This window comes from Gordonia aquimaris, from assembly GCF_026262595.1.
Classification (GTDB): Bacteria; Actinomycetota; Actinomycetes; order Mycobacteriales; family Mycobacteriaceae; genus Gordonia; species Gordonia tangerina.
The window spans coordinates 109808-128287 of the sequence record NZ_JAPKFM010000003.1 but is presented as its reverse complement, the minus strand read 5'-3'; the positions used below and the strand labels follow the sequence as shown (position 1 = coordinate 128287).

Genomic DNA, 18480 nt, shown 5'->3' with positions numbered 1-18480 from the left:
CCAGGCCGGCCGGCGTCGTCGGACCGGCCCGGGTGGTCGCCGATCGTGACGGCAGGAGGTTGGCATGACCAGGACCTACGTCGGATCGCGACTGCGCCAATTGCGGTCCGAACGCGGCCTGTCCCAGGTCGCGCTGGCTCAGACCTTGTCCATCTCGCCGTCATACCTCAACCAGATCGAACACGACGCGCGGCCTTTGACGGTGCCGGTGCTGTCCAAGATCACCGAGGTCTTCGGGATCGATGAGGAGTTCTTCGATACCCAGGACAACGTTCGGCTGGTCGCGGAGTTGCGCGAGGTCCTGCTCGACGACGACGTGGAGGCAGCGCCCGCCGCGGTGGAGGCACACGCGATCAGCTCTCTGGTGGCCGCGCATCCGGAAATCGCCCAGGCGATGGTCAACCTGCATCAGCGCTATCGGATCGCGACCGACCAGTTGGCCGCGGCGACCGACGAACGCGGCGATCGCAGCATGCGCGGCTCCATCACCGCTCCGCATGAGGAGGTGCGCGACTACTTCTACCAGCGCCGCAACTACATCCACGAGCTCGACGTGGCCGCCGAGGAGATGACGGTGCGGATGCGCATGCATTCGGCCGACATCCGGCGGGAGGTGGCCAACCGCCTGGAGACCGTGCACGGCGTACAGATCGTCCGGCGGGTGGACCTCGGGGACTACACCCTGCACCGCTTCGATCCCGACTCGCGGCGTCTCGAGTTTTCCGCAGCACTGTCGGCAGGTCAGCGCACCATGAAACTGGCTGCCGAGCTCGGGTACCTCGAGTACGGCGATCTGATGGACAGGTTGGTCGACGACGGCAACTTCACCAGCGACGAGGCTCGCTCACTCGCACTGTTGGGGCTGGCCAACTACTTTGCCGCGGCGGTGGTGCTGCCCTATCGCCAGTTCCACGGCGCAGCCGAGGATTTCCGGTATGACATCGAACGCCTGTCGGCCTTCTATGCCGTCTCCTACGAGACCATATGCCATCGGCTCTCCACCCTGCAGCGGCCGAATCTTCGGGGCATCCCGTGGACGTTCGTGCGCGTCGACCGCGCCGGGAACATGTCGAAGCGACAGTCCGCCACCGGCTTCCATTTCTCGTCGAGCGGCGGCACCTGTCCGCTGTGGAACGTGTACGAGACCTTCGCCTCCCCCGGCAAGATCCTCACCCAGATCGCGGAGATGCCCGACGGCCGTGACTACTTCTGGGTGGCACGCACCGTTGAGCGCCGCGCCGCCCGATTCGGCCAGCCGGGCAAGACCTTCGCCATCGGACTCGGCTGCGAACTGCGCCACGCCGGACGGGTGATCTACTCCGACGGTCTGGAGATCGGCCCGCAGGCACGAATCACCCCGATCGGCGCCGGTTGCCGTGTGTGCGAACGTCAGAACTGTCCGCAACGCGCGTTCCCGGCGCTTGGGGCGAGCCTGCAGATCGACGAACACCGCAGCACAGTGTCGCCCTATATGACCAGCTGATGGCCTTTCTCACTGCTTGAGGTTTGCGGCGCTGAACAGGTAGGACCCGAGCATGACAACTCCCTCTCCACACCCGCCGCTGATCGAGTAACGCCCAACCCGACGAAACCCTTGCCGCTGAACGAGTAACGCCCAACCCGACGAAACCCTTGCCGCTGAACGAGTAACGCCCAACCCGACGAAACCCTTGCCGCTGAACGAGTAACGCCCAACCCGACGAAACCCTTGTCGCTGATCGAGTAGCGTCCGAGCCGCTAGGCGAGGAGGCGTATCGAGATCAGTTGCCGCGAGCCTGGTGTCGATACGCGTCGGGCTCGCAAGCTCGCGCGCCGCTACTCAACCAGCGACGGCCGACAGCTCGCGAGTCGGGACATGGGTCGCTCGACGACACCACATCGTTTCAATCCCATAACGTTTGGGATGTGGGTCGAATGTCCCAGACGATTGTCCCGCGATCCGGCCTACGGTCATACGGTGAGGAGTTCAACGGGGAACTCCTCACACAGAAGGAGCACGTCATGGTGCCCGGACGTCCAGGTCTGCTGTCGCACTGCCGAATACGTCTGATTCGAATGCGTTGTCTGCGCTCCGGGACCGCTGGACTTGTGGTGGTGATCGCCGTGGCCGGCATGGTCATGGCACCTGCGCGGGCAGAGCCACCGAACATGATGTCCATTCCACCGCAGATTCCGGCGGCCATCGATGCCGTCGTACCGGATGCCCCCATCCCTACCCTGAGCCGGATACCGCGGCGTGCGTTTGCCGCAGGGTTCTCGCGGCAGGTTCTGGAGCTTCGGGAGGCGGTGTTACCCTCTGCCACCGGCGATCCCGTGTTCGATCGATGGCCGCACAACCTGACCGGATCACGTCCCGGCGACATCATCGCCACCCGCGACGTGACGGCGAGGGCCGCACCTGTGGTGACCACCCCCATCCGTTCGGCCACGCTGGTGAAGTTCCGCAGCACGGACGCGGTGGGCGCACCGTCATTCGGCACGGCCACGGTGCTCGTGCCTCGCAGCGGTGGAACCGACGCCCGTCCTCGCCCGATCGTGGTGAACAATCTGCCGATCGACTCGCTCGGCACCGCCTGCACACCCGGATACACCCTGTCACATGGCTTCTCGATAGCAACGAATCCAACCGACCTGGTCCCGCCGACCACACAGTTGGCCCTGGCACGCGGCTACACCGTGCTGGTCCCGGACCACCAGGGCCCCCGCATGGCTTACGCCGAACCCGTCGTCGCCGGTCACGTGATCCTCGATGCGATCCGGGCGATTGCCGCCCTGGACCACCGACAGTTCGGTACCCCACGCATTGTGATGACCGGCTACTCCGGGGGCGCGATCGCCACCGGTGGTGCCGCACGACTGCTCGACGTCTATGCGCCCGAGTTGGCGCCGCGGGTGGTCGGCGCCGCTCTCGGTGGGGTTCCGGCGGATTTCCGGATGCTCGTAGGCAGTATGAACGCCAATCTCGCGACGGGCTTCTTCCACGCGGCGACCTTCGGTATCGCCCGCGAGCGCACCGAAATACTCACCATGGCCAACGATTTCGCCCGTTGGCTGGCATCGTCGCCGCTGAAGAATCTGTGCACCATCCCGACCGCACTGGCGGGTCAGACATTCTGGCCGATGCAGCTTCTCGCAAACCACCCGGACCCATTCCACTCCCCGGTTGCCGAACGCATCTATCGCATCAACGCCATGCCCGGACGACGATCGGCCGTGCCGCTCTACATTTATCACGGCACGCACGAGTGGTGGATTCCCGCGGCCGGCGCCCGGGCGCTGTATCGCGAACAATGCCGACTCGGCGCCCACGCCGCCTATCGCGAGGTGTTCGGCGAACACCTGTCGGCCGCAGTCATCGGCTATCCGGAGGCGTTGAACTGGCTCGACCGCCGACTACAGGGCCTACCCGCTGGCGACGAATGTCCTTGATCATCGGCCCCTCGCCGTGCGAGCGGCCCGGATGCCTGCACCACACTCGACCACACGGGCGCCGAGCGCCGGCCCCGAGGTGTAGTCAATTCGGACGAATCGGGTCGATCGAAGGATCCCGGCTCCGCGAAAGTCAGTCATCCCACTTAGAATCCTTTAAGGATTGTTAGCAATAGCGAAAAGACGACGTGGTCCGAAGCGCGAGCATCGCACGGTGTCGTCGTTCGCGCAGTGAGAGGTGGGCGATGTCCACGCGGTGGTCGGGTTCAATCAAGTCGTCGGTCCGTTGTGCAGTGGCGGTCACGGTGGCCGCAGTCGCCCTGGTTGCGGGCAGTGGGTCCGCGGCGCCCGCACCGGCCAATCTGATGCCGTTTCCCGACCAGTTCCCCAACCGGATCGACTCGATGGTCCCCGCGCCCGACGTGCCACGACTGGACTCGATCCCGGCGCGCTCGGTGACCCCCGGCGCCACCCAGGACCTGCAGGAACTGCGCGAAGCCATCATGCCGACGCCCACTGGCGACGCCTTCTTCGACACCTGGCCGGCCGACCTGGACCGCCGCGCACCGGGCGAGATCATTCAGTCCCGAGACGTCGCCCCGGTCGCTGCGCCGCTCCTGGAGGTGCAGGTCGGGTATGCACGGCAGATCAAGTTCGCCACCCGCGACGCGCAGGATCGTCCGCTGTTCGCGACCGCCACGTTGTTCGTGCCGCCGACCCCGTGGACGGGTCGGGGTGCTCGGCCGGTGATGGTCAACAACCCGCCGATCGTCGCGCTCGGCACCCGCTGCACTACCGGCTACACGCTGTCGCACGGCAAGAGCGGCGACACCAACGACACCGATCTCGACCCGCCGACCACCCAGGAGTCCCTGAAAAAGGGCTACGCGGTGATCGTCCCCGATCACACCGGCGCGCGCATGGCCTACGCCGAGCCGTATGTCGCCGCACACGTCATTCTCGACGCGATCCGGGCCGCCGAAAGCTACGACGCGAAGAATTTTGCACGTGGACCGCTGGCGATGCTCGGCTACTCCGGTGGCGCGATCGCCACGAATGCCACTGCGAAGCTGGCGAAGTCGTATGCGCCAGAGGTTGCCGCGCGTTTCGTCGGGGCCGCGATCGGTGGTGTGCCCGCCGACTATCGCGAGCTTGCCGCGGCGATGAACGCCAACCTCGCCACCGGCGTCTTCCACGCCGCGATCCTCGGCATCACACGCGAACGGCCGGAATTGCTGCCGATGGCTAACAATGTCGCGCGCTGGCTGGCCACCAATGACTTCTTCAAGAATTTGTGCACCGGGACGATGGGTTATATGGGCTTCTCGTTCGTGCCCACCCAGGCGTTGTCCAACGTGCCGGACCCCTTCGGTTCGCCGGTAGCGCAGGAGATCTTCGACATCACGTCGATGAAGGACATGAAGGCGGCGATGCCGGTGTTCATCTACCACGGCGCGCAAGAATGGTGGATCCCGGCGAGCCAGGCCCGTTCACTCTTCGCCGAACAATGCCGGCTGGGGGTCAACGCGACGTATCGCGAGTACCCCGGTGAGCACATGACCACGGTGTTCACCGCATTCGACGACGCGATGAACTGGATCGAGGCCCGGCTGGCCGGGCGCGCCCCGACGAGCAGCTGCCCGCTCCGCTGACCGACCGCACTACTTCGGTCGATCAGTAGACCAGCACCCGCACACTTTCCGAGACACAGGCCGGCTTAGCCTCGCCCTCGATCTCGATGGTGTTGGTGACCACCATGTTCACCCCGGCGGGGGTCTCCTCGACGGACTTGATGATCGCGTTCGACCGGATGCGCGAACCCACCTTGACCGGGTTGGGGAAGCGCACCTTGTTCTGGCCGTAATTGATGACCAGCTTGGGCCCTTTGACGGTGAAGATGCCGCCGGCCAGCACCGGCAGCAGCGACAGCGTGAGGTAGCCGTGGGCGATCGGCGCGCCGAACGGTCCGTCCTTCGCGCGTTCGGGGTCGACGTGAATCCACTGGTGGTCGCCGGTGGCGTCGGCGAACGCGTTGACGCGCTCCTGCTCGATGGTCATCCACTCACCGGAACCGAGGTCCTCCCCGATCGCAGCCTTGAGTTCGTCGACACTGGAAAACGTCCGCTGTGTGGTGCTCGTCATAGTTTCGGTAGTCTACCGTGGCCCCATGAGCACTCCTCGCGTCGCTCCCGGCAGCTTCGGCGACCTCGGTCCGATCAACTGGGTGTTCGCGCGCGGCGCGGCCCGGGTGATCGGGGTCGACGAGGCACGCATCTTCTCCACCCTCGGCCGCGCCAAGGGGCTGTTCCGCGGCTGGCTGCACTTCGGCGCACGACTGATGCCGTTCGGGGCGTTGTCGCGCAAGGACTCCGAGATGATCATCATCCGCGTCGCACATCTCCGCCGCTGTGACTACGAACTCGACCATCATCGGCGACTCGGCGCGCGCGCCGGCATCTCATCCGACGAGTTCGACCGCATCCTGGCCGGGCCCGACGAAGGATGGGGTGACCGGGAACGGGCGTTGCTCCGCGCGACCGACGAGTTGGTGACGGACAAGGACATCTCCGATCCGACATGGGCGGCGCTGCGCCGACACCTCGACGAGGCGAAGCTCGTCGCGTTTGTCCTGCTCGTCGGGCAGTACGACATGTTGGCCACCACGATCGGGACATTGCGCGTGCAGCGAGACACCAGAGTCTGATCACCACGACAGCCGGGGGGCTACATGAGTTCGATCGCGCAGCAATTGATGCATAACCGCTTGTTCTCGCAAGTCTACGAGCGACTCTGGCGTCCCACCTTCACCCGACTGTTCAGTCTCGGTGGTTCCGGCACTGCCGACTTCGACAAGGCCCTGACCGCCTACCTGTCACGCCCCGGCGAACGTCTCATTCTCGATGTCGCCTGCGGCCCGGGCAATTACACCCGCAAGCTGGCCGACGGCCTGCGCGGCGACGGCCGCTGCATCGGCATCGACTTCTCGCCCAGCATGCTGACCCAGGCTGCGCGCACCAACGCCACCGGTCGGGCCAGCTACATTCGCGCCGATGCCCACGCAACCCCCTTCGCCGACAACACCTTCGACACCGTCACCTGTCTGGCCGCGCTGTATCTCATCCCCGACCCGCTCCCGGTGATCGATGAACTCGTCCGGGTCACCCGACCCGGCGGTGAGGTGGTGATCTTCACGTCGGTCGCCACTGAACTGACCACACTGCCGGGAGTGCGTCCCCTCACCGAGATGTCCGGGTATCGCATCTTCGGAAAACATGAGATTGTCGACCGGTTGCACACCGCGGGCGCCGACCACGTCGAGCAGACCATCACCGGACAGGGGCAGTACGTTCTCGCCGTCAAGCCCGGCTGACCCCCTGCTCCGATGCGCCCGGCACGACTCGGTCAGAACTCACGGTAGTCACGCACCGTCATCCGCGCGCCGCGCCGCTCCGGTCGCACCCCGTGTCGCTCCACCATCCGGATGATCCGTTGCCGTTGTCCTGCATAGGGTTCGAGAAGTTCCAGCATTCCGTCATCGTCGACCGATACACCGGCCAGAGTAAGACCCACCAGCTTCGGGATGTGATAGTCGCCGACGTTCACGACATCCGGGTCGCCGACGGCCCGGATGCGCGTCTCGGCCTCGGTCCAGCGGCCGACCCCCCGGAGCAGCGTCAGGCGGTCATGGTGGCGTTCCACGTCCAGCGCGGTCGCTCCCCGAATGGTGCGCATCCGTACGGGTTCGATCCCACTGCGATGCCACTCCCAGTTCGGGATACGCGCCCACTCGGACTGCGGTGGGGGCACTCGCATGGTGTCGGGCACCGGTCCCGGCGCCCGTTCGCCATAGCGCCGAACCAGATATCGCCACGCCCGAAAGGCCTCCGCCCCCACCACCTTCTGCTCGAGTATTGCCGGCACCAGCGCCGCCCAGACCCGATCGGTCCGGCCGATCCGCAGCCCTTCAGCACGCCGGACCAGTTCCCGCACGACGTCGTCACGGGGCACCAGCGCGTCGGGGTCGTCGCGCGCGCCCAAAAAGTCGGGCATCTGTTCGAGCAACCATTGTGCGCCGGGGCCCCAGGCCCGACCGCTGATGGTGGTGCCGTCTGACCGAAACGTCAGCGTGCCCGGTCCGTCGGGGGTGTGGACCGCCCGCCACACGGAGCCGTCCCGGCCGTAGACGAATGATGGATCACCACTTCCCCGCCGATGCAGTCCGACGGTGGCACGGATGTCGAGCGGCCACGGCGGGACCCAGTCGCGGGTGCGCATAGTGGTGGCCACACATCGACGGTACCGACCGCGCGCCGCGGTGGTCGGGCGGTCATCCGCGGCCGGCGACCCCTCGTCGCATCGCACCGCGAAAGGCGCCCGGCGTCATCCCGAACTCTGCCCGGAAGCGGTTGCGCAGGGTGGCTGTCGAGGAGAAACCGGAACGCGACGCCACCTCGTCCAGCCCGAGCTGCTCGTCGACGGCAAGCAGCTCACGGGCATACCGCAGTCGCCGCGCGCTGATCATCGCCGCCGGCGTCTCGCCGATGCTCTCGAGATGGCGATACAGGTGACGACGGCTGAGTTGGAGCACCTCGGCGATGGAGTCCGCGGTGAAGTGGGGATCGCTGAAGCGCTCGTCGATCAGTTCGCGTACCGCCTCGATGACGAACAGGGCGTTGTTCTCCATGCGGTGAGAATCGTGCGCGTGGTGACCGATCGCCGATCGGATCAGATCGATCACGGCGAGTTCGTCGGCAGCCGTGACTGGAAGTCCCCTTACTGCGGCATCGCAGACGAACCGGCGGATGAACGTCGCCGTCGCCCGACCGAGGGGTGAGTCGGCGACCGCCGGCAGGAACGACGTGGCCGCATCGAAGAGTTCGTGGGTGAGCATGTCACTCGGTACCAGCAACAGCGTGGTGTCACAGACGCTGGGGCACTCGTCGACGAAGGCGTGCTCGATGCTCATCACCACGAGTTGCCCTTCGCCGTACTGGCGTTGCACACCGGACTGCGTGACGCGTAGCCGGCCGTCGAGCCGATGGGAGCCGACCATGACGATGGGCGCCGGTTGGGCACGAATGATGTCGTCGGATCGTTCGGTCGTGCGCGGGGTCGACAGCTCGCAGTGCGCCGACAGGATCGACAACGGGCGGTGGTAGATGACCGCGTGAAACGCGTCGGGATCATCGACGATGACCCTGGAGAAGGCCGCGCCGTAGGCGGCTAGACCGGTTCGGCCGCGTAGTTCCATCGCGGTCGCCGCGTCGGGACCGTGCTCGTCGTCGACGCCCACGGATTTGCGCCATCTCGTCAGCGTGTCGTGGTCGATGCCGTGACGCGAGTAGGAGGCCCGTCTCATGACCCGTCGCCGGCGGAAGCGGCCGCGTCGTCGAGTCGGTGGTCGCGCCGGTACCGCTCAGGCGATACCCCATACTTCGCCCTGAAGTGTCGCCGTAGGGTGGCCGGAGAGCTGAAACCTGCGGACTTGGCAACGTGGTCGATCATGGGCGCCCGAGTGCTGCCGAGGAGGTGACGCGCGCGCTCCAACCGCTGCTCGGCAATGAGGGCGGCCGGTGAGCTCCCCGCTTCGGCCAACCGCCGGTACAGATTGCGTCGACTCATGTACAGGGCCGTCGCGATGTGGTCGGGTGAGTAGTCTGGGTCGCGGAAATTGCGGCGGATCAGCGCCCGAGCGGCCTCGCGCACAATGACTCCGTTTCCGGTCGACCGGGGCGGCGTGCCCCCGGCTGCACCGAGCAGGTCACGGACGAGGTCGACTGCGGCGAGTTCCGTTTCGGTGTCGATGTCGGCCCCGCGGACGGCGGCGGTGACGGCCAGCGTGACGATGAACGCGCCGGTTGCCCGCGCCAGCGGCGAGGATTGCACCGACTCGATTTCATGTTGTATGCAGTCGCCGTCACGACCGAGGACCTCGGCGGGAACCCAGATGCCGACTGGATCGGTGACGGCGTCGGTGGACAGCCGAAATGGCGTGCTGTAGTCGAGAACCAGCAGGTCGGATGGGTGTTGAAACTCGTGGCGCCGACCGTCAAGGTCGAGGTGGCCGCCACCGGCGGACAGTTGCGAGCACACCAGTATCGCGCGTTCGGGAGCGCGCCGGATCAACGAGGGGGTGCGCTCCGCGGTTGCCGGTGTCCGGAGCGCGGCGAACACGCCCAGCACCGAGAGTTGACGGGAGTACACGATCTCGGCGTAGTCGTCGGGGTCGGGCCGACCGATCACGTCGACGAGCGCCGGGGTCTGGTTGCCGTCGGTCGATACGGCTTGGTCGATATGGGACGCACGTGCGAATCTTGTCGGATCATCGCCGACCCCCATGCGGTCTCGCCAATGCCGAACTTGCTTTTCCGACAAACCGGTTGCGGCGGACGGCACTGCGGATGCCGTCGCGCCAGAACCGGCCAATTCACCCGTGTTCATGATCTGAAATTAACGGAACACGCCGCCGGATGAGATGCTTTATGTCACCGATGTCACGGGATTGAGGTACCCGTTTGCCGCGCGTCAACCCCTGCCACAATCTGGTGACGCACCAAAAACCCCGTGCCACAAGTTGTTTGAGCTCGACAGGGCCGCCTACGTCCACCACATGGCCGACTCCAGCCGTGTCGTGCAGGTCAGAGCTGGCACCGATTCTTCCCCCGCACGGCACAATCTTGCTGCTACACGAACCTCTCGTCCCTCCCGCCGCGGCGGTCGAGGGAACCCCGATTGTCGTCGAGAGAACCCGGCCCGCATCGCGAATCAGATGCTCTCAATGTAAATCTGGGTTCCCTCGGCAGGAATCCGGGTTCTCTCGACATGGAGAAGGGGGCCCGAAACCACCTACAGGTTGATCATGTGCCCCAACGCGCCGTGGAACGTCTCCTGCATCGCCTCACTCAGCGTCGGATGCGTGTGCACGTTGCGTGCCAGTTCCTTGGCCGTGAGGTCCCACTTGTGCGCCAGGGTCATCTCGGGGAGCATCTCGGAGACGTTGTCACCCACCAGGTGTCCGCCGAGCAGCTCGTCGGTGTCGGCGTTGGTGAGCAGCTTGGCGAAGCCGGCGGTCTCGCCGAGGCCCTGCGCCTTGCCATTGGCACTGAACGGGAAGGTGGTGGCCTTCACGTTGTAGCCCTCGTCCCTGGCCTGCGCCTCGGTGAGTCCGAACGACGCGACCTGCGGCTGGCAGAAGGTGGCGCGGGGCATGAAGCGGTAATCACCGAGCGTCATGGTCTCCGCGCCGGCCATCGCCTCGGCGGCCACCACGCCCTGCGCCTCGGCCACGTGAGCTAGCATCAGCTTGGCGGTGACGTCGCCGATGGCGTAGATACCGTCGACGTTGGTGCGCATGAAGTCGTCGATGTCGATGGCGCCGCGGTCGGTGAGCTTCACGCCGGTGTTCTCCAGGCCGAAACCCTCCACTCGTGGGGCGAACCCGACGGACATGAGGACCTTGTCGACGGTGATCTCGCCGTCGTTGTCCTTGGCATCCTTGTAGCTGACGGTGACGCTGTCGCCATCGTCCTTGACCGACTGCACCTTGGTGGAGGTCAGCACCTTCACGCCGAGCTTCTTGTACTCCTTGGCGATGGCCTTGGATGCGTCGGCGTCCTCGTTGGGCAGCACGCGGTCGAGGAACTCGACGATGGTGACGTCGACGCCGTAGTTCGCGAGCACGTAGCCGAACTCCATGCCGATGGCGCCGGCGCCGACGATGACGATCGAGGACGGCAACTCACGGGTGAGGATCTGATCCTCGTAGGTGACCACGTTGTCGCTCAGCTCGACACCGGGCAGCAGCTTCACGGTCGAGCCGGTGTTGATGATGACGTTGTCGAAGGTGATCTCACGATCGCCCACCATGATGGTCTTGGCGTCGGTGAACTTTCCGTAGCCGTCGATCTCGGTGATCTTGTTCTTCTTCATCAGGAAGTGGACGCCCTTGACGATCCCTTCCGACACCTTGCGGCTGCGGTCGAATGCCGCACCGAAGTCGAACGAGACGTCGCCGGACATGCCGAAGGTCTTCGCCTGATGGTTGAAGATGTGAGCCAGCTCGGCGTTGCGCAGCAGCGCCTTGGATGGGATACATCCAACGTTGAGACAGACGCCGCCCCAGTACTTCTCTTCGATGACGGCGGTTTTCATGCCCAGCTGGGCGGACCGGATCGCGGCCACGTACCCACCAGGACCTGCACCTAGTACAACTGTTTGAAAATGTTCAGCCACGCCTGCCAGCCTACGTCGGGCACTGTCGGGACCGCAGCGTGTCCCCGTACTCACCGGTAACTTCACCAGCTCGCGCGGGTCGGAGTGGATCACGCAGGTCCGCTCGGACCGGGGAGCGTCGTCGACAGCCCACGCCACCCAACACCATCTGCGCCACCGAAGACGCCCCGCGCCACACCTGGCCATACGCTGCGCCACCGATTTCCAACACTGATTGAATCATTGATGGAACTGTGCTTGCATCGAGCCATGCCCGCATCGACCCGCAGCGCCACGACCCGCACAGCCCTGCTGACAGCTGCCGAATCCCTCCTGCTCACCGACGGGTACGAGCAGGTATCGGTCCGCGCGATCTGCGCGGCGGCCGGCGCCAACCCCGCTGCCGTGCACTATCACTTCGGTTCCAAGGATGCGCTGGTGGTGGCACTCCTCGAGGACCGGATGGCGCCGCGATGGGCCGAGCTGCTCGACCGGTTCGACCCTGCCTCCGCGCAGGTCGACGACCTCGTCGACCTGATCCTGGAGCCGTTCACCACCATCGGTTCCGAGCCGGTCGGTCACCTGCACCTGCGCCTGTTGGCCCGGTTCGTCGCGGCCCACCCCGACGCGGAGTGGACGCGGCCGTGGTTTCGACTCGACCGGTGGTCGCAGGTGCTTGCACAGATCGTCGACGGTGTCGACGTCGGCGATGCGCGCCGCCGGTGGGGCCTGGCCTTCGGTCTGATCCTGGAGCAGTTCGCCGGCGATGCACCGCTGTCGTCGGCCGCCACCGCCGCGCTGCGCGACTTCGTGGTCGCCGGCCTGTCAACACCCGCCCGTACCAGCCCGGCACCCGAGGAGTCCTGATGAGTACGCTCGATCCCTTCAGTCCGGCTCGGCTCGGGCCGCGGACCCTGCGTAACCGCCTCATCAAATGCGCGACGTTCGAGGGCGCCACCCCCGACGCGCTCGTCACCGACGACCTGATCGAATTCCACCGCGAGGTGGCAGCCGGTGGCGTCGCCATGAGCACCGTCGCCTACTGCGCGGTCGCACCGGAGGGACGAACCGATCGGCATCAGATCTGGTTGCGCGATGAGGCGATGCCCGGGCTGCGCCACCTGACCGATGCCATCCACGCCGAAGGCGCGTTGGCTGCGGCTCAACTCGGGCATGCCGGTCCGGTGGCCAATTCCGTGTCCAACCGCCGTAAGGCGTTGGGCCCGTCTCGCATTCCCGCACCGATGGGGATGTCGGTGACCCGCAGACTCGACCGTGATGACCTCACCGAGATGGTGACGACGTTTCGGCGGGCCGCGCGCATCGCGGTGGACTGCGGTTTCGACGGACTCGAGATCCATTGCGGCCACAACTATCTGATCAGTTGTTTCCTGTCGCCACTGCTCAACCGGCGGCGCGACGAATACGGCGGCACCCTGGTCAACCGGGCCAGATTCGCCCGCGAGGTGATAGCCGGGGTCCGCGACGAGGTCGGCGACGAGGCAGCGGTATGGGCGAAGCTGAACATGTACGACGGCGCCGGCCGACTCGGTTTCGGCATCGACGACGCCTGCGCGGTGGCGCAGCTGCTGGAGTCCGACGGCCACCTCGACGCCATCGAACCGACCGCCGGCAGTTCCCTGCTCAACCCGATGTATCTGTTTCACGGCGATCCGCCGAGAGCAGAGTTCGCCAACGCCTTTCACGGCAGCATGCGTGCCGGACTGAAGGTGGCCGCCCCGTTCTTCCTGAAGCACTACGACTATCACGACACCTACCTGTTGCCGCTGGCCCGGCAACTACGCGCAGCCGTGCGGATGCCGCTGATCCTGCTCGGAGGCGTCACCGACCGGGCGTCGATGCAGACCGCATTGGACGCCGGCTTCGACTTCGTCGCGATGGGTCGTGCACTGCTGCGCGAGCCCGATCTGCCGTTGCGCATCCAGGGCGACCCGACGGTCACGTCACGCTGCGTGCACTGCAATCTGTGCATGCCGACGATCTACTCGCGCACCCGCTGCCCGATCCGGGAAGGCGAAGTCCCCGATCCACTCGCCGCGGTGTGACACCCACGCAGCGTCGGCACGCTACTCGGCCTTGGTGAATACTCCATCGCTGCTGTCGTCGTCGTAGTACTCGATCACCATCCGCGACGCCTCCGGTTCGAAGGACACCTTCGAGATCGACCCGAGTTCGGCGTTCTCGTTGCGCAGCGTGAATGTGTAGGTGTTGCCATCCCAGTGGCGCAGTTCGTGGGTGGTGATGCCATCGGGCCCCATCGCGAGGACCAGCTTCCCATCCTCGTCGCGGATCTCGGCCGGACCATAGACGTCGTTGCGGTAAGTGCCGACGTAGGTCGACGGCGGTTGCGCCGGCGCCGGGTTCTGCGGTTGTTCAGCACCGACGAGGTCACCGGTCGGCGCGGAATACGGTGCGAATGCCTGTCCGTAGAGGTCGCGCCAGTCGTTGCGGATCTCACCGAACTGCACGAGGTCGGCGAATTCACCGGTCAGCGCCTCCACCGCGCCGATCGGTGCCGCATTGGAGAGTGCGACGATGGCGACGTCTGCGGAGGGAATCGCCAAGAAGGTGGTACCCGCGCCCATCGCGAACGCGCCGGAATGGCTGAACTGGGTGCGACCGGCCTCGGTGACGCCGACGTTGAATCCGTGCCCGTAGAAGCCGGCACGCTCGTCGGGGGTCTTTGCCGGTGACGACGCGATCTGCGGGGTCACGGCGGGCAGCAGCGCGTCGGCGGCGACGACCTGCGTGCCGTCGTACTCACCGTCGGCGAGCAGCATCCGCATCCAGTGCGACAGATCGTTCACCGACGACGACACACCGCCGGCCGGCGATTGCGCATCGGGGTCGCGCTGGGCGGGCGTCGTGACCCATTCGTCGTCGACCTTGACGTGGCCGACCACCCGGTTTTGTTCACCTTCGAAATCGCTGAACCGTGAACTGGTGTGCGTCATCCCGAGGGGCTCGTAGATCGAGTTCTCCGACAACGTCGCCCAATCCGAGTCGGCTTTACGCGCCGCCGACTCAGCAGCGGCGGTGAGACCGAAGTTGGTGTAGTGGTAGGTGATCCGGAACGGATCGAGCGGGATGTAGCGCAGCCGGTCCAGGACCTGTTGGCGGTCGTAACCCATGTCCTCGAGCTTGTCGCCGGCATGTTCGGGCAACCCGGAACGATGTGTGTACATGTCGGCGATGGTGACGTTGTCGGTGACCCACGGGTCGGCCAGCGCGAAGCCGGGCAGATTGGTCACCACCGGGGTGTCCCAGCTGATCACGTCGTCGGTGACCAGCTTGGCGATCACCGTCGACCCGATGGGTTTGGACATCGATGCGAGGGGAAAGACGGTGTCGGCGTCCACCGCACCGTCGGTGCCGACCTCGGTGACCCCGAAGCCCTTGGCATAGACGGTGTCTCCGCCGTGCACCACCGCGACCGCCATCCCGGGGATCTCGGTGGACTCCATCAGCGATTCGACCAGACCGTCGAGCTGATCCACGGCGCTACCCACCGCATTGTCCGGCAACGCCAGCGCCACCTCGGCGGCCGGATTCGCGAGAGCTTCCGAACTCGAGGACGCAGGCGGCGTCGACGATGCTGCGCCGTCGCTGCTGCTGCCGGTGTCGCAGGCCGCCACCAGGGCCGCGACGACGAGAGCCGAGGTCACCACCCCGACCGGGCGTCGACGCATGAGCGATCGGGCAAGGTCGACCACCACGGGCACCTGCTTCCTGTTCTGCATGCCACGGCGGGCATGACGCTGTCCGACCCGCCCATCAGGCTACGACATCGCGACGTCGACGCGGACATTCCGGACACATGCGCTTGGGTTCGGCCGATAACCCCGACGACGCCACTCCGGCACTCGCGCTAGGTTGGCCGGGTGAGCGATAACGCAGGCCCCGAACCGACCGCCGCCGCTGCGCAGGGCGACGACCCGTTCCTCTGGCTCGAGGACGTCACCGGTGACCGCGCACTCGACTGGGTCCGGGCGCACAACCAGCCGACCGTTGACGACCTCGGGTCCGGCGACCGGTTCGCCGCGCTGGAGGCCGAGGCCCTCGAGGTGCTCGACACCGACGACCGCATCCCGTACGTCCGTCGTCGGGGGGAGTACCTGTACAACTTCTGGCGCGATGCGACCAACCCCAAGGGGCTGTGGCGCCGTACGACGCTGGACTCCTATCGCTCCGACGCACCTCTATGGGATGTGCTCATCGACGTCGACGCGCTGGCCGCCGCCGAAGACGAGAACTGGGTGTGGGCAGGAGCCACCGTGCTGCGGCCCGACTACCGGCACGCGCTGGTGTCGTTGTCGCGGGGTGGCGCCGACGCCACCGTGATCCGCGAGTTCGACATCGACACCAGGTCGTGGGTCACCGACGGTTTCGTGCTGCCCGAGAACAAGTCGAGCATCGGGTGGATCGATCGCGACACCGTCTACGTGGGAACCGATTTCGGCCCGCAGCCGGACGGGTCATCGTCGCTCACCACGTCGGGGTATCCGCGGATCACCAAGCAGTGGACCCGGGGCACGCCGCTTTCCGACGCTGTCGAGGTGTTCGCCGGTCTGGTCGACGACGTGTCGGCCGGCGCCGGATACGACAGCACCCCCGGTTACGAACGGCATTTCGCCAGTCGCGCCACCGACTTCTTCAACTCGCTGCGCTACGAACTACGCGACGGGGAGGCCATCGCCATCGACGTCCCCACCGACGCGCATTCGGCGGTGCGACTGGACTGGCTGCTGGTGATGCCGCGATCGGAGTGGGTCCTCGGAGAGCAGACCTTCGCGCCGGGCAGCCTGCTGGTGTTCGACTACGCGGAGTACCTCGACGGGGGCCGGACGGCGACCGTGCTGTTCACCCCCGACGCCCACACCAGTCTCGCCGACTACTCCTTCACGCGGTCCCATCTGATCCTGACCACCCTGCGCGACGTGCAGACCGAGATCACGACGTTGTCGTTGGGTGACTGGGCACCGATCGAGACCCCGGGTCTGCCCGAGTTGGCGACGATCTCCGTGCTCGACACCGACCCCGACGAGAGCGACGAGATCTTCTGGTCGGCGAGTTCGTTCACCACGCCGCCGAGCTTGCTCTACGGGCAGTCGGGGGCCGCCGCCGAGGTCATCAAGCAGTCGCCGGCGTTCTTCGACTCCGCCGACGTGGTGGCCGAACAACGCTTCGCCACGTCCGATGACGGCACCACCGTCCCCTACTTCGTGGTGCGCCGATCCGACGTGACGTCGGGGCCGACACTGCTGTACGGCTACGGCGGCTTCGAGAATTCGCTGACCCCCGGCTACATGGCGATCGCTGGGCGCGGCTGGGTGGCCCGTGGCGGCATCTACGTCATTGCCAACATCCGCGGCGGCGGCGAGTACGGCCCGTCGTGGCACACCCAGGCGCAGAAGGCCGGACGGCACAAGGTGTACGAGGATTTCTCGAGCGTGGCCAAGGCTTTGGTCGCCGAAGGACTCACCACCCCGCGGCAGTTGGGTGCGCAAGGCGGTTCCAACGGTGGACTGCTCATGGGCGTCATGCTGACCCGCTATCCGGACCTGTTCGGCGCGTTGGTGTGCCAGGTCCCGTTGATCGACATGCGGCGGTTCCATCTGCTGCTGGCCGGGGCGTCGTGGGTGGCCGAGTACGGCGACCCCGACGATCCCGAGCAGTGGGCGTTCATGGAACCGTTCTCGCCGTATCAGAATCTCCGGGCCGACGCCGAGTACCCGCAGTTGTTGGTCACCACCTCGACCCGTGACGACCGGGTCCACCCCGGCCACGCCCGAAAACTGGTGGCGCGGTTGGAGGAACTCGGGCACGCCGTCGCCTACTACGAGAACATCGAGGGCGGACACGGTGGCGCCGCCGACAACAAGCAGGCGGCATTCAAGTCGGCGTTGGCCTACGAGTTCTTGTGGCGGGCGCTCGGCGACGGGTGATCGGGCCGGGCGGTCAGCGGCGACCGCTCGCGAGCCGCCCGATGACGCCGAGGATGACCACCCCGACACCGATGCCCCCGACGACCAGCGCCAGGTCCTGCAGGTCGGATGCGGCGCCGTCGATGATCACCGCGGACACCTCGCGGCCGCCTTCTTCGGCGGCCTCGACCTCGGCCTTGGCGCGATCGGAGAAGAACAACGCCACCGCCCAGGCGAACACCGCCGAGACCACGACGGCGACACCCAGCCAGGCCAGCACGACCGACCGGCGCCGAGCGAAGAGCAACGCGAGCACTCCGGCGGCGATCGCCACCGCCAAGGACGCGTAGGCCATCGCGGTGATCTGCCGGCCGACCTCGTGATAGCGACCCGCCTCCAATCCCGCACCGCCACTACCGCTCAGCGGCACCAGGATCGGGCCGGAGACGCGCGCGTCCACGCCGGTCTGCGCGATCACCCGGTTGACCATGTCGGTGATGTCGAGCTGCATCGTCGTGGTGTCCGATCCGGCCGGCGGCTCATCGAACAACCACGCATGCTGCTGGGACACCACGTCGACGAAATCGGCCTCGAACGCGTCGCTGTGCGTGTAGGCGCGGGCCGCCGGCTCCACGACCGGGGCCGTCGCCGCGATGCCGACCTCCTCGGCGACACTGTCGGCGATCTGACCCGCCAGGTAGTCCTGTACCTGCTCGTTCTGCGCCATCGGCGTGATGGTCGCCACGAAGCCCTCGGAATCGACGAGTCGCTCCTTGACCCACAGCGACGGGAAGGCGACGACGATCGCCACCATCGCCACCACGGTCAACAACCCACTGAGGAAAGTCCGCACGCCCACGAGGCTACCGACGCCGTCGCCGACGACCGGTGACGC

At 66.3% G+C, this 18480-nt stretch carries 15 protein-coding genes; 8 read left to right on the top strand and 7 right to left on the bottom strand.

Annotated features, from left to right (window positions below; all coding sequences use genetic code 11):
* Window positions 1–64: 64 nt before the first annotated feature.
* The 3 genes from ramB (at window position 65) to OSB52_RS04215 (ending at window position 5081) form a co-directional block, all read left to right on the top strand.
* Entirely contained in the window at window positions 65–1483 is a 1419-nt protein-coding gene (ramB, locus tag OSB52_RS04225) for an acetate metabolism transcriptional regulator RamB (RefSeq protein ID WP_266060349.1), read from the top strand.
* Window positions 1484–2148: 665 nt separating this feature from the next.
* Entirely contained in the window at window positions 2149–3429 is a 1281-nt protein-coding gene (locus OSB52_RS04220) for a lipase family protein (RefSeq protein WP_372512330.1), read from the top strand.
* Window positions 3430–3674: 245 nt separating this feature from the next.
* Window positions 3675–5081 (top strand): lipase family protein, encoded by a 1407-nt coding sequence (locus OSB52_RS04215; protein ID WP_235723944.1) that lies wholly within the window; start codon window positions 3675–3677, stop codon window positions 5079–5081.
* A gap of 22 nt (window positions 5082–5103) precedes the next feature.
* Here OSB52_RS04215 and OSB52_RS04210 read toward each other — a convergent pair whose 3' ends face one another.
* The gene (locus OSB52_RS04210; RefSeq protein ID WP_266060348.1) at window positions 5104–5571 is read right to left on the bottom strand and encodes a MaoC family dehydratase; all 468 of its coding nucleotides are present in this window, start codon (window positions 5569–5571) and stop codon (window positions 5104–5106) included.
* 25 nt (window positions 5572–5596) lie between these two features.
* Here OSB52_RS04210 and OSB52_RS04205 point away from each other — a divergent pair, with 25 nt between their 5' ends.
* Window positions 5597–6133 carry a carboxymuconolactone decarboxylase family protein gene (locus tag OSB52_RS04205; RefSeq protein WP_235723942.1) on the top strand — a complete coding sequence of 179 codons (537 nt, stop codon included), beginning with the start codon at window positions 5597–5599 and terminating at the stop codon, window positions 6131–6133.
* A 24-nt stretch (window positions 6134–6157) separates the two neighbouring features.
* Window positions 6158–6799 carry a class I SAM-dependent methyltransferase gene (locus OSB52_RS04200; RefSeq protein WP_235723941.1) on the top strand — a complete coding sequence of 214 codons (642 nt, stop codon included), beginning with the start codon at window positions 6158–6160 and terminating at the stop codon, window positions 6797–6799.
* Window positions 6800–6831: 32 nt separating this feature from the next.
* Here the strand turns inward: OSB52_RS04200 and OSB52_RS04195 are convergent, their stop codons facing one another.
* The 4 genes from OSB52_RS04195 to lpdA all read right to left on the bottom strand — a co-directional run bounded on the left by OSB52_RS04195 (window position 6832) and on the right by lpdA (window position 11661).
* The gene (locus tag OSB52_RS04195; RefSeq protein ID WP_266060545.1) at window positions 6832–7704 is read right to left on the bottom strand and encodes a DNA-3-methyladenine glycosylase family protein; all 873 of its coding nucleotides are present in this window, start codon (window positions 7702–7704) and stop codon (window positions 6832–6834) included.
* Between the two features lie 52 nt (window positions 7705–7756).
* Window positions 7757–8788, bottom strand: a complete 1032-nt coding sequence (locus OSB52_RS04190; protein WP_266060347.1) for an AraC family transcriptional regulator — start codon at window positions 8786–8788, stop codon at window positions 7757–7759.
* Entirely contained in the window at window positions 8785–9870 is a 1086-nt protein-coding gene (locus OSB52_RS04185) for a helix-turn-helix domain-containing protein (RefSeq protein WP_266060345.1), read from the bottom strand. Before OSB52_RS04185 ends, OSB52_RS04190 begins: the two co-directional genes overlap by 4 nt.
* A 405-nt stretch (window positions 9871–10275) precedes the next feature.
* The gene (gene lpdA, locus OSB52_RS04180; protein ID WP_266060344.1) at window positions 10276–11661 is read right to left on the bottom strand and encodes a dihydrolipoyl dehydrogenase; all 1386 of its coding nucleotides are present in this window, start codon (window positions 11659–11661) and stop codon (window positions 10276–10278) included.
* 249 nt (window positions 11662–11910) lie between these two features.
* Between lpdA and OSB52_RS04175 the strand changes: the two genes are divergently transcribed.
* Together OSB52_RS04175 and OSB52_RS04170 are read left to right on the top strand one after the other, a co-directional pair.
* A complete protein-coding gene (locus OSB52_RS04175) occupies window positions 11911–12507 on the top strand; it encodes a TetR/AcrR family transcriptional regulator (RefSeq protein ID WP_266060343.1) in 597 nt (198 codons plus the stop codon).
* Window positions 12507–13706: an NADH:flavin oxidoreductase gene (locus OSB52_RS04170; RefSeq protein WP_266060342.1), complete on the top strand. Its 1200-nt coding sequence runs from the start codon at window positions 12507–12509 to the stop codon at window positions 13704–13706. The genes OSB52_RS04175 and OSB52_RS04170 overlap by 1 nt, the downstream gene beginning before the upstream one ends.
* 21 nt (window positions 13707–13727) lie before the next feature.
* Here OSB52_RS04170 and OSB52_RS04165 read toward each other — a convergent pair whose 3' ends face one another.
* A complete protein-coding gene (locus OSB52_RS04165) occupies window positions 13728–15350 on the bottom strand; it encodes a serine hydrolase (RefSeq protein WP_266060543.1) in 1623 nt (540 codons plus the stop codon).
* 192 nt (window positions 15351–15542) lie between these two features.
* Between OSB52_RS04165 and OSB52_RS04160 the strand changes: the two genes are divergently transcribed.
* Window positions 15543–17606, top strand: coding sequence for a prolyl oligopeptidase family serine peptidase (locus OSB52_RS04160; protein WP_266060341.1), 2064 nt, complete (start codon window positions 15543–15545; stop codon window positions 17604–17606).
* Between the two features lie 13 nt (window positions 17607–17619).
* Here the strand turns inward: OSB52_RS04160 and OSB52_RS04155 are convergent, their stop codons facing one another.
* Window positions 17620–18438: a hypothetical protein gene (locus OSB52_RS04155; protein WP_266060340.1), complete on the bottom strand. Its 819-nt coding sequence runs from the start codon at window positions 18436–18438 to the stop codon at window positions 17620–17622.
* Window positions 18439–18480: the final 42 nt, after the last annotated feature.

Excerpts from the sequence above, each read along its gene's own strand:
- ramB (WP_266060349.1), top strand. The coding sequence starts at position 65 with ATGACCAGGACCTACGTCGGATCGCGACTGCGCCAATTGCGGTCCGAA.
- OSB52_RS04220 (WP_372512330.1), top strand. The coding sequence starts at position 2,149 with ATGATGTCCATTCCACCGCAGATTCCGGCGGCCATCGATGCCGTCGTA.
- OSB52_RS04215 (WP_235723944.1), top strand. The coding sequence starts at position 3,675 with ATGTCCACGCGGTGGTCGGGTTCAATCAAGTCGTCGGTCCGTTGTGCA.
- OSB52_RS04210 (WP_266060348.1), bottom strand. The coding sequence starts at position 5,571 with ATGACGAGCACCACACAGCGGACGTTTTCCAGTGTCGACGAACTCAAG.
- OSB52_RS04205 (WP_235723942.1), top strand. The coding sequence starts at position 5,597 with ATGAGCACTCCTCGCGTCGCTCCCGGCAGCTTCGGCGACCTCGGTCCG.
- OSB52_RS04200 (WP_235723941.1), top strand. The coding sequence starts at position 6,158 with ATGAGTTCGATCGCGCAGCAATTGATGCATAACCGCTTGTTCTCGCAA.
- OSB52_RS04195 (WP_266060545.1), bottom strand. The coding sequence starts at position 7,704 with ATGCGCACCCGCGACTGGGTCCCGCCGTGGCCGCTCGACATCCGTGCC.
- OSB52_RS04190 (WP_266060347.1), bottom strand. The coding sequence starts at position 8,788 with ATGAGACGGGCCTCCTACTCGCGTCACGGCATCGACCACGACACGCTG.
- OSB52_RS04185 (WP_266060345.1), bottom strand. The coding sequence starts at position 9,870 with ATGAACACGGGTGAATTGGCCGGTTCTGGCGCGACGGCATCCGCAGTG.
- OSB52_RS04175 (WP_266060343.1), top strand. The coding sequence starts at position 11,911 with ATGCCCGCATCGACCCGCAGCGCCACGACCCGCACAGCCCTGCTGACA.
- OSB52_RS04170 (WP_266060342.1), top strand. The coding sequence starts at position 12,507 with ATGAGTACGCTCGATCCCTTCAGTCCGGCTCGGCTCGGGCCGCGGACC.
- OSB52_RS04165 (WP_266060543.1), bottom strand. The coding sequence starts at position 15,350 with ATGCGTCGACGCCCGGTCGGGGTGGTGACCTCGGCTCTCGTCGTCGCG.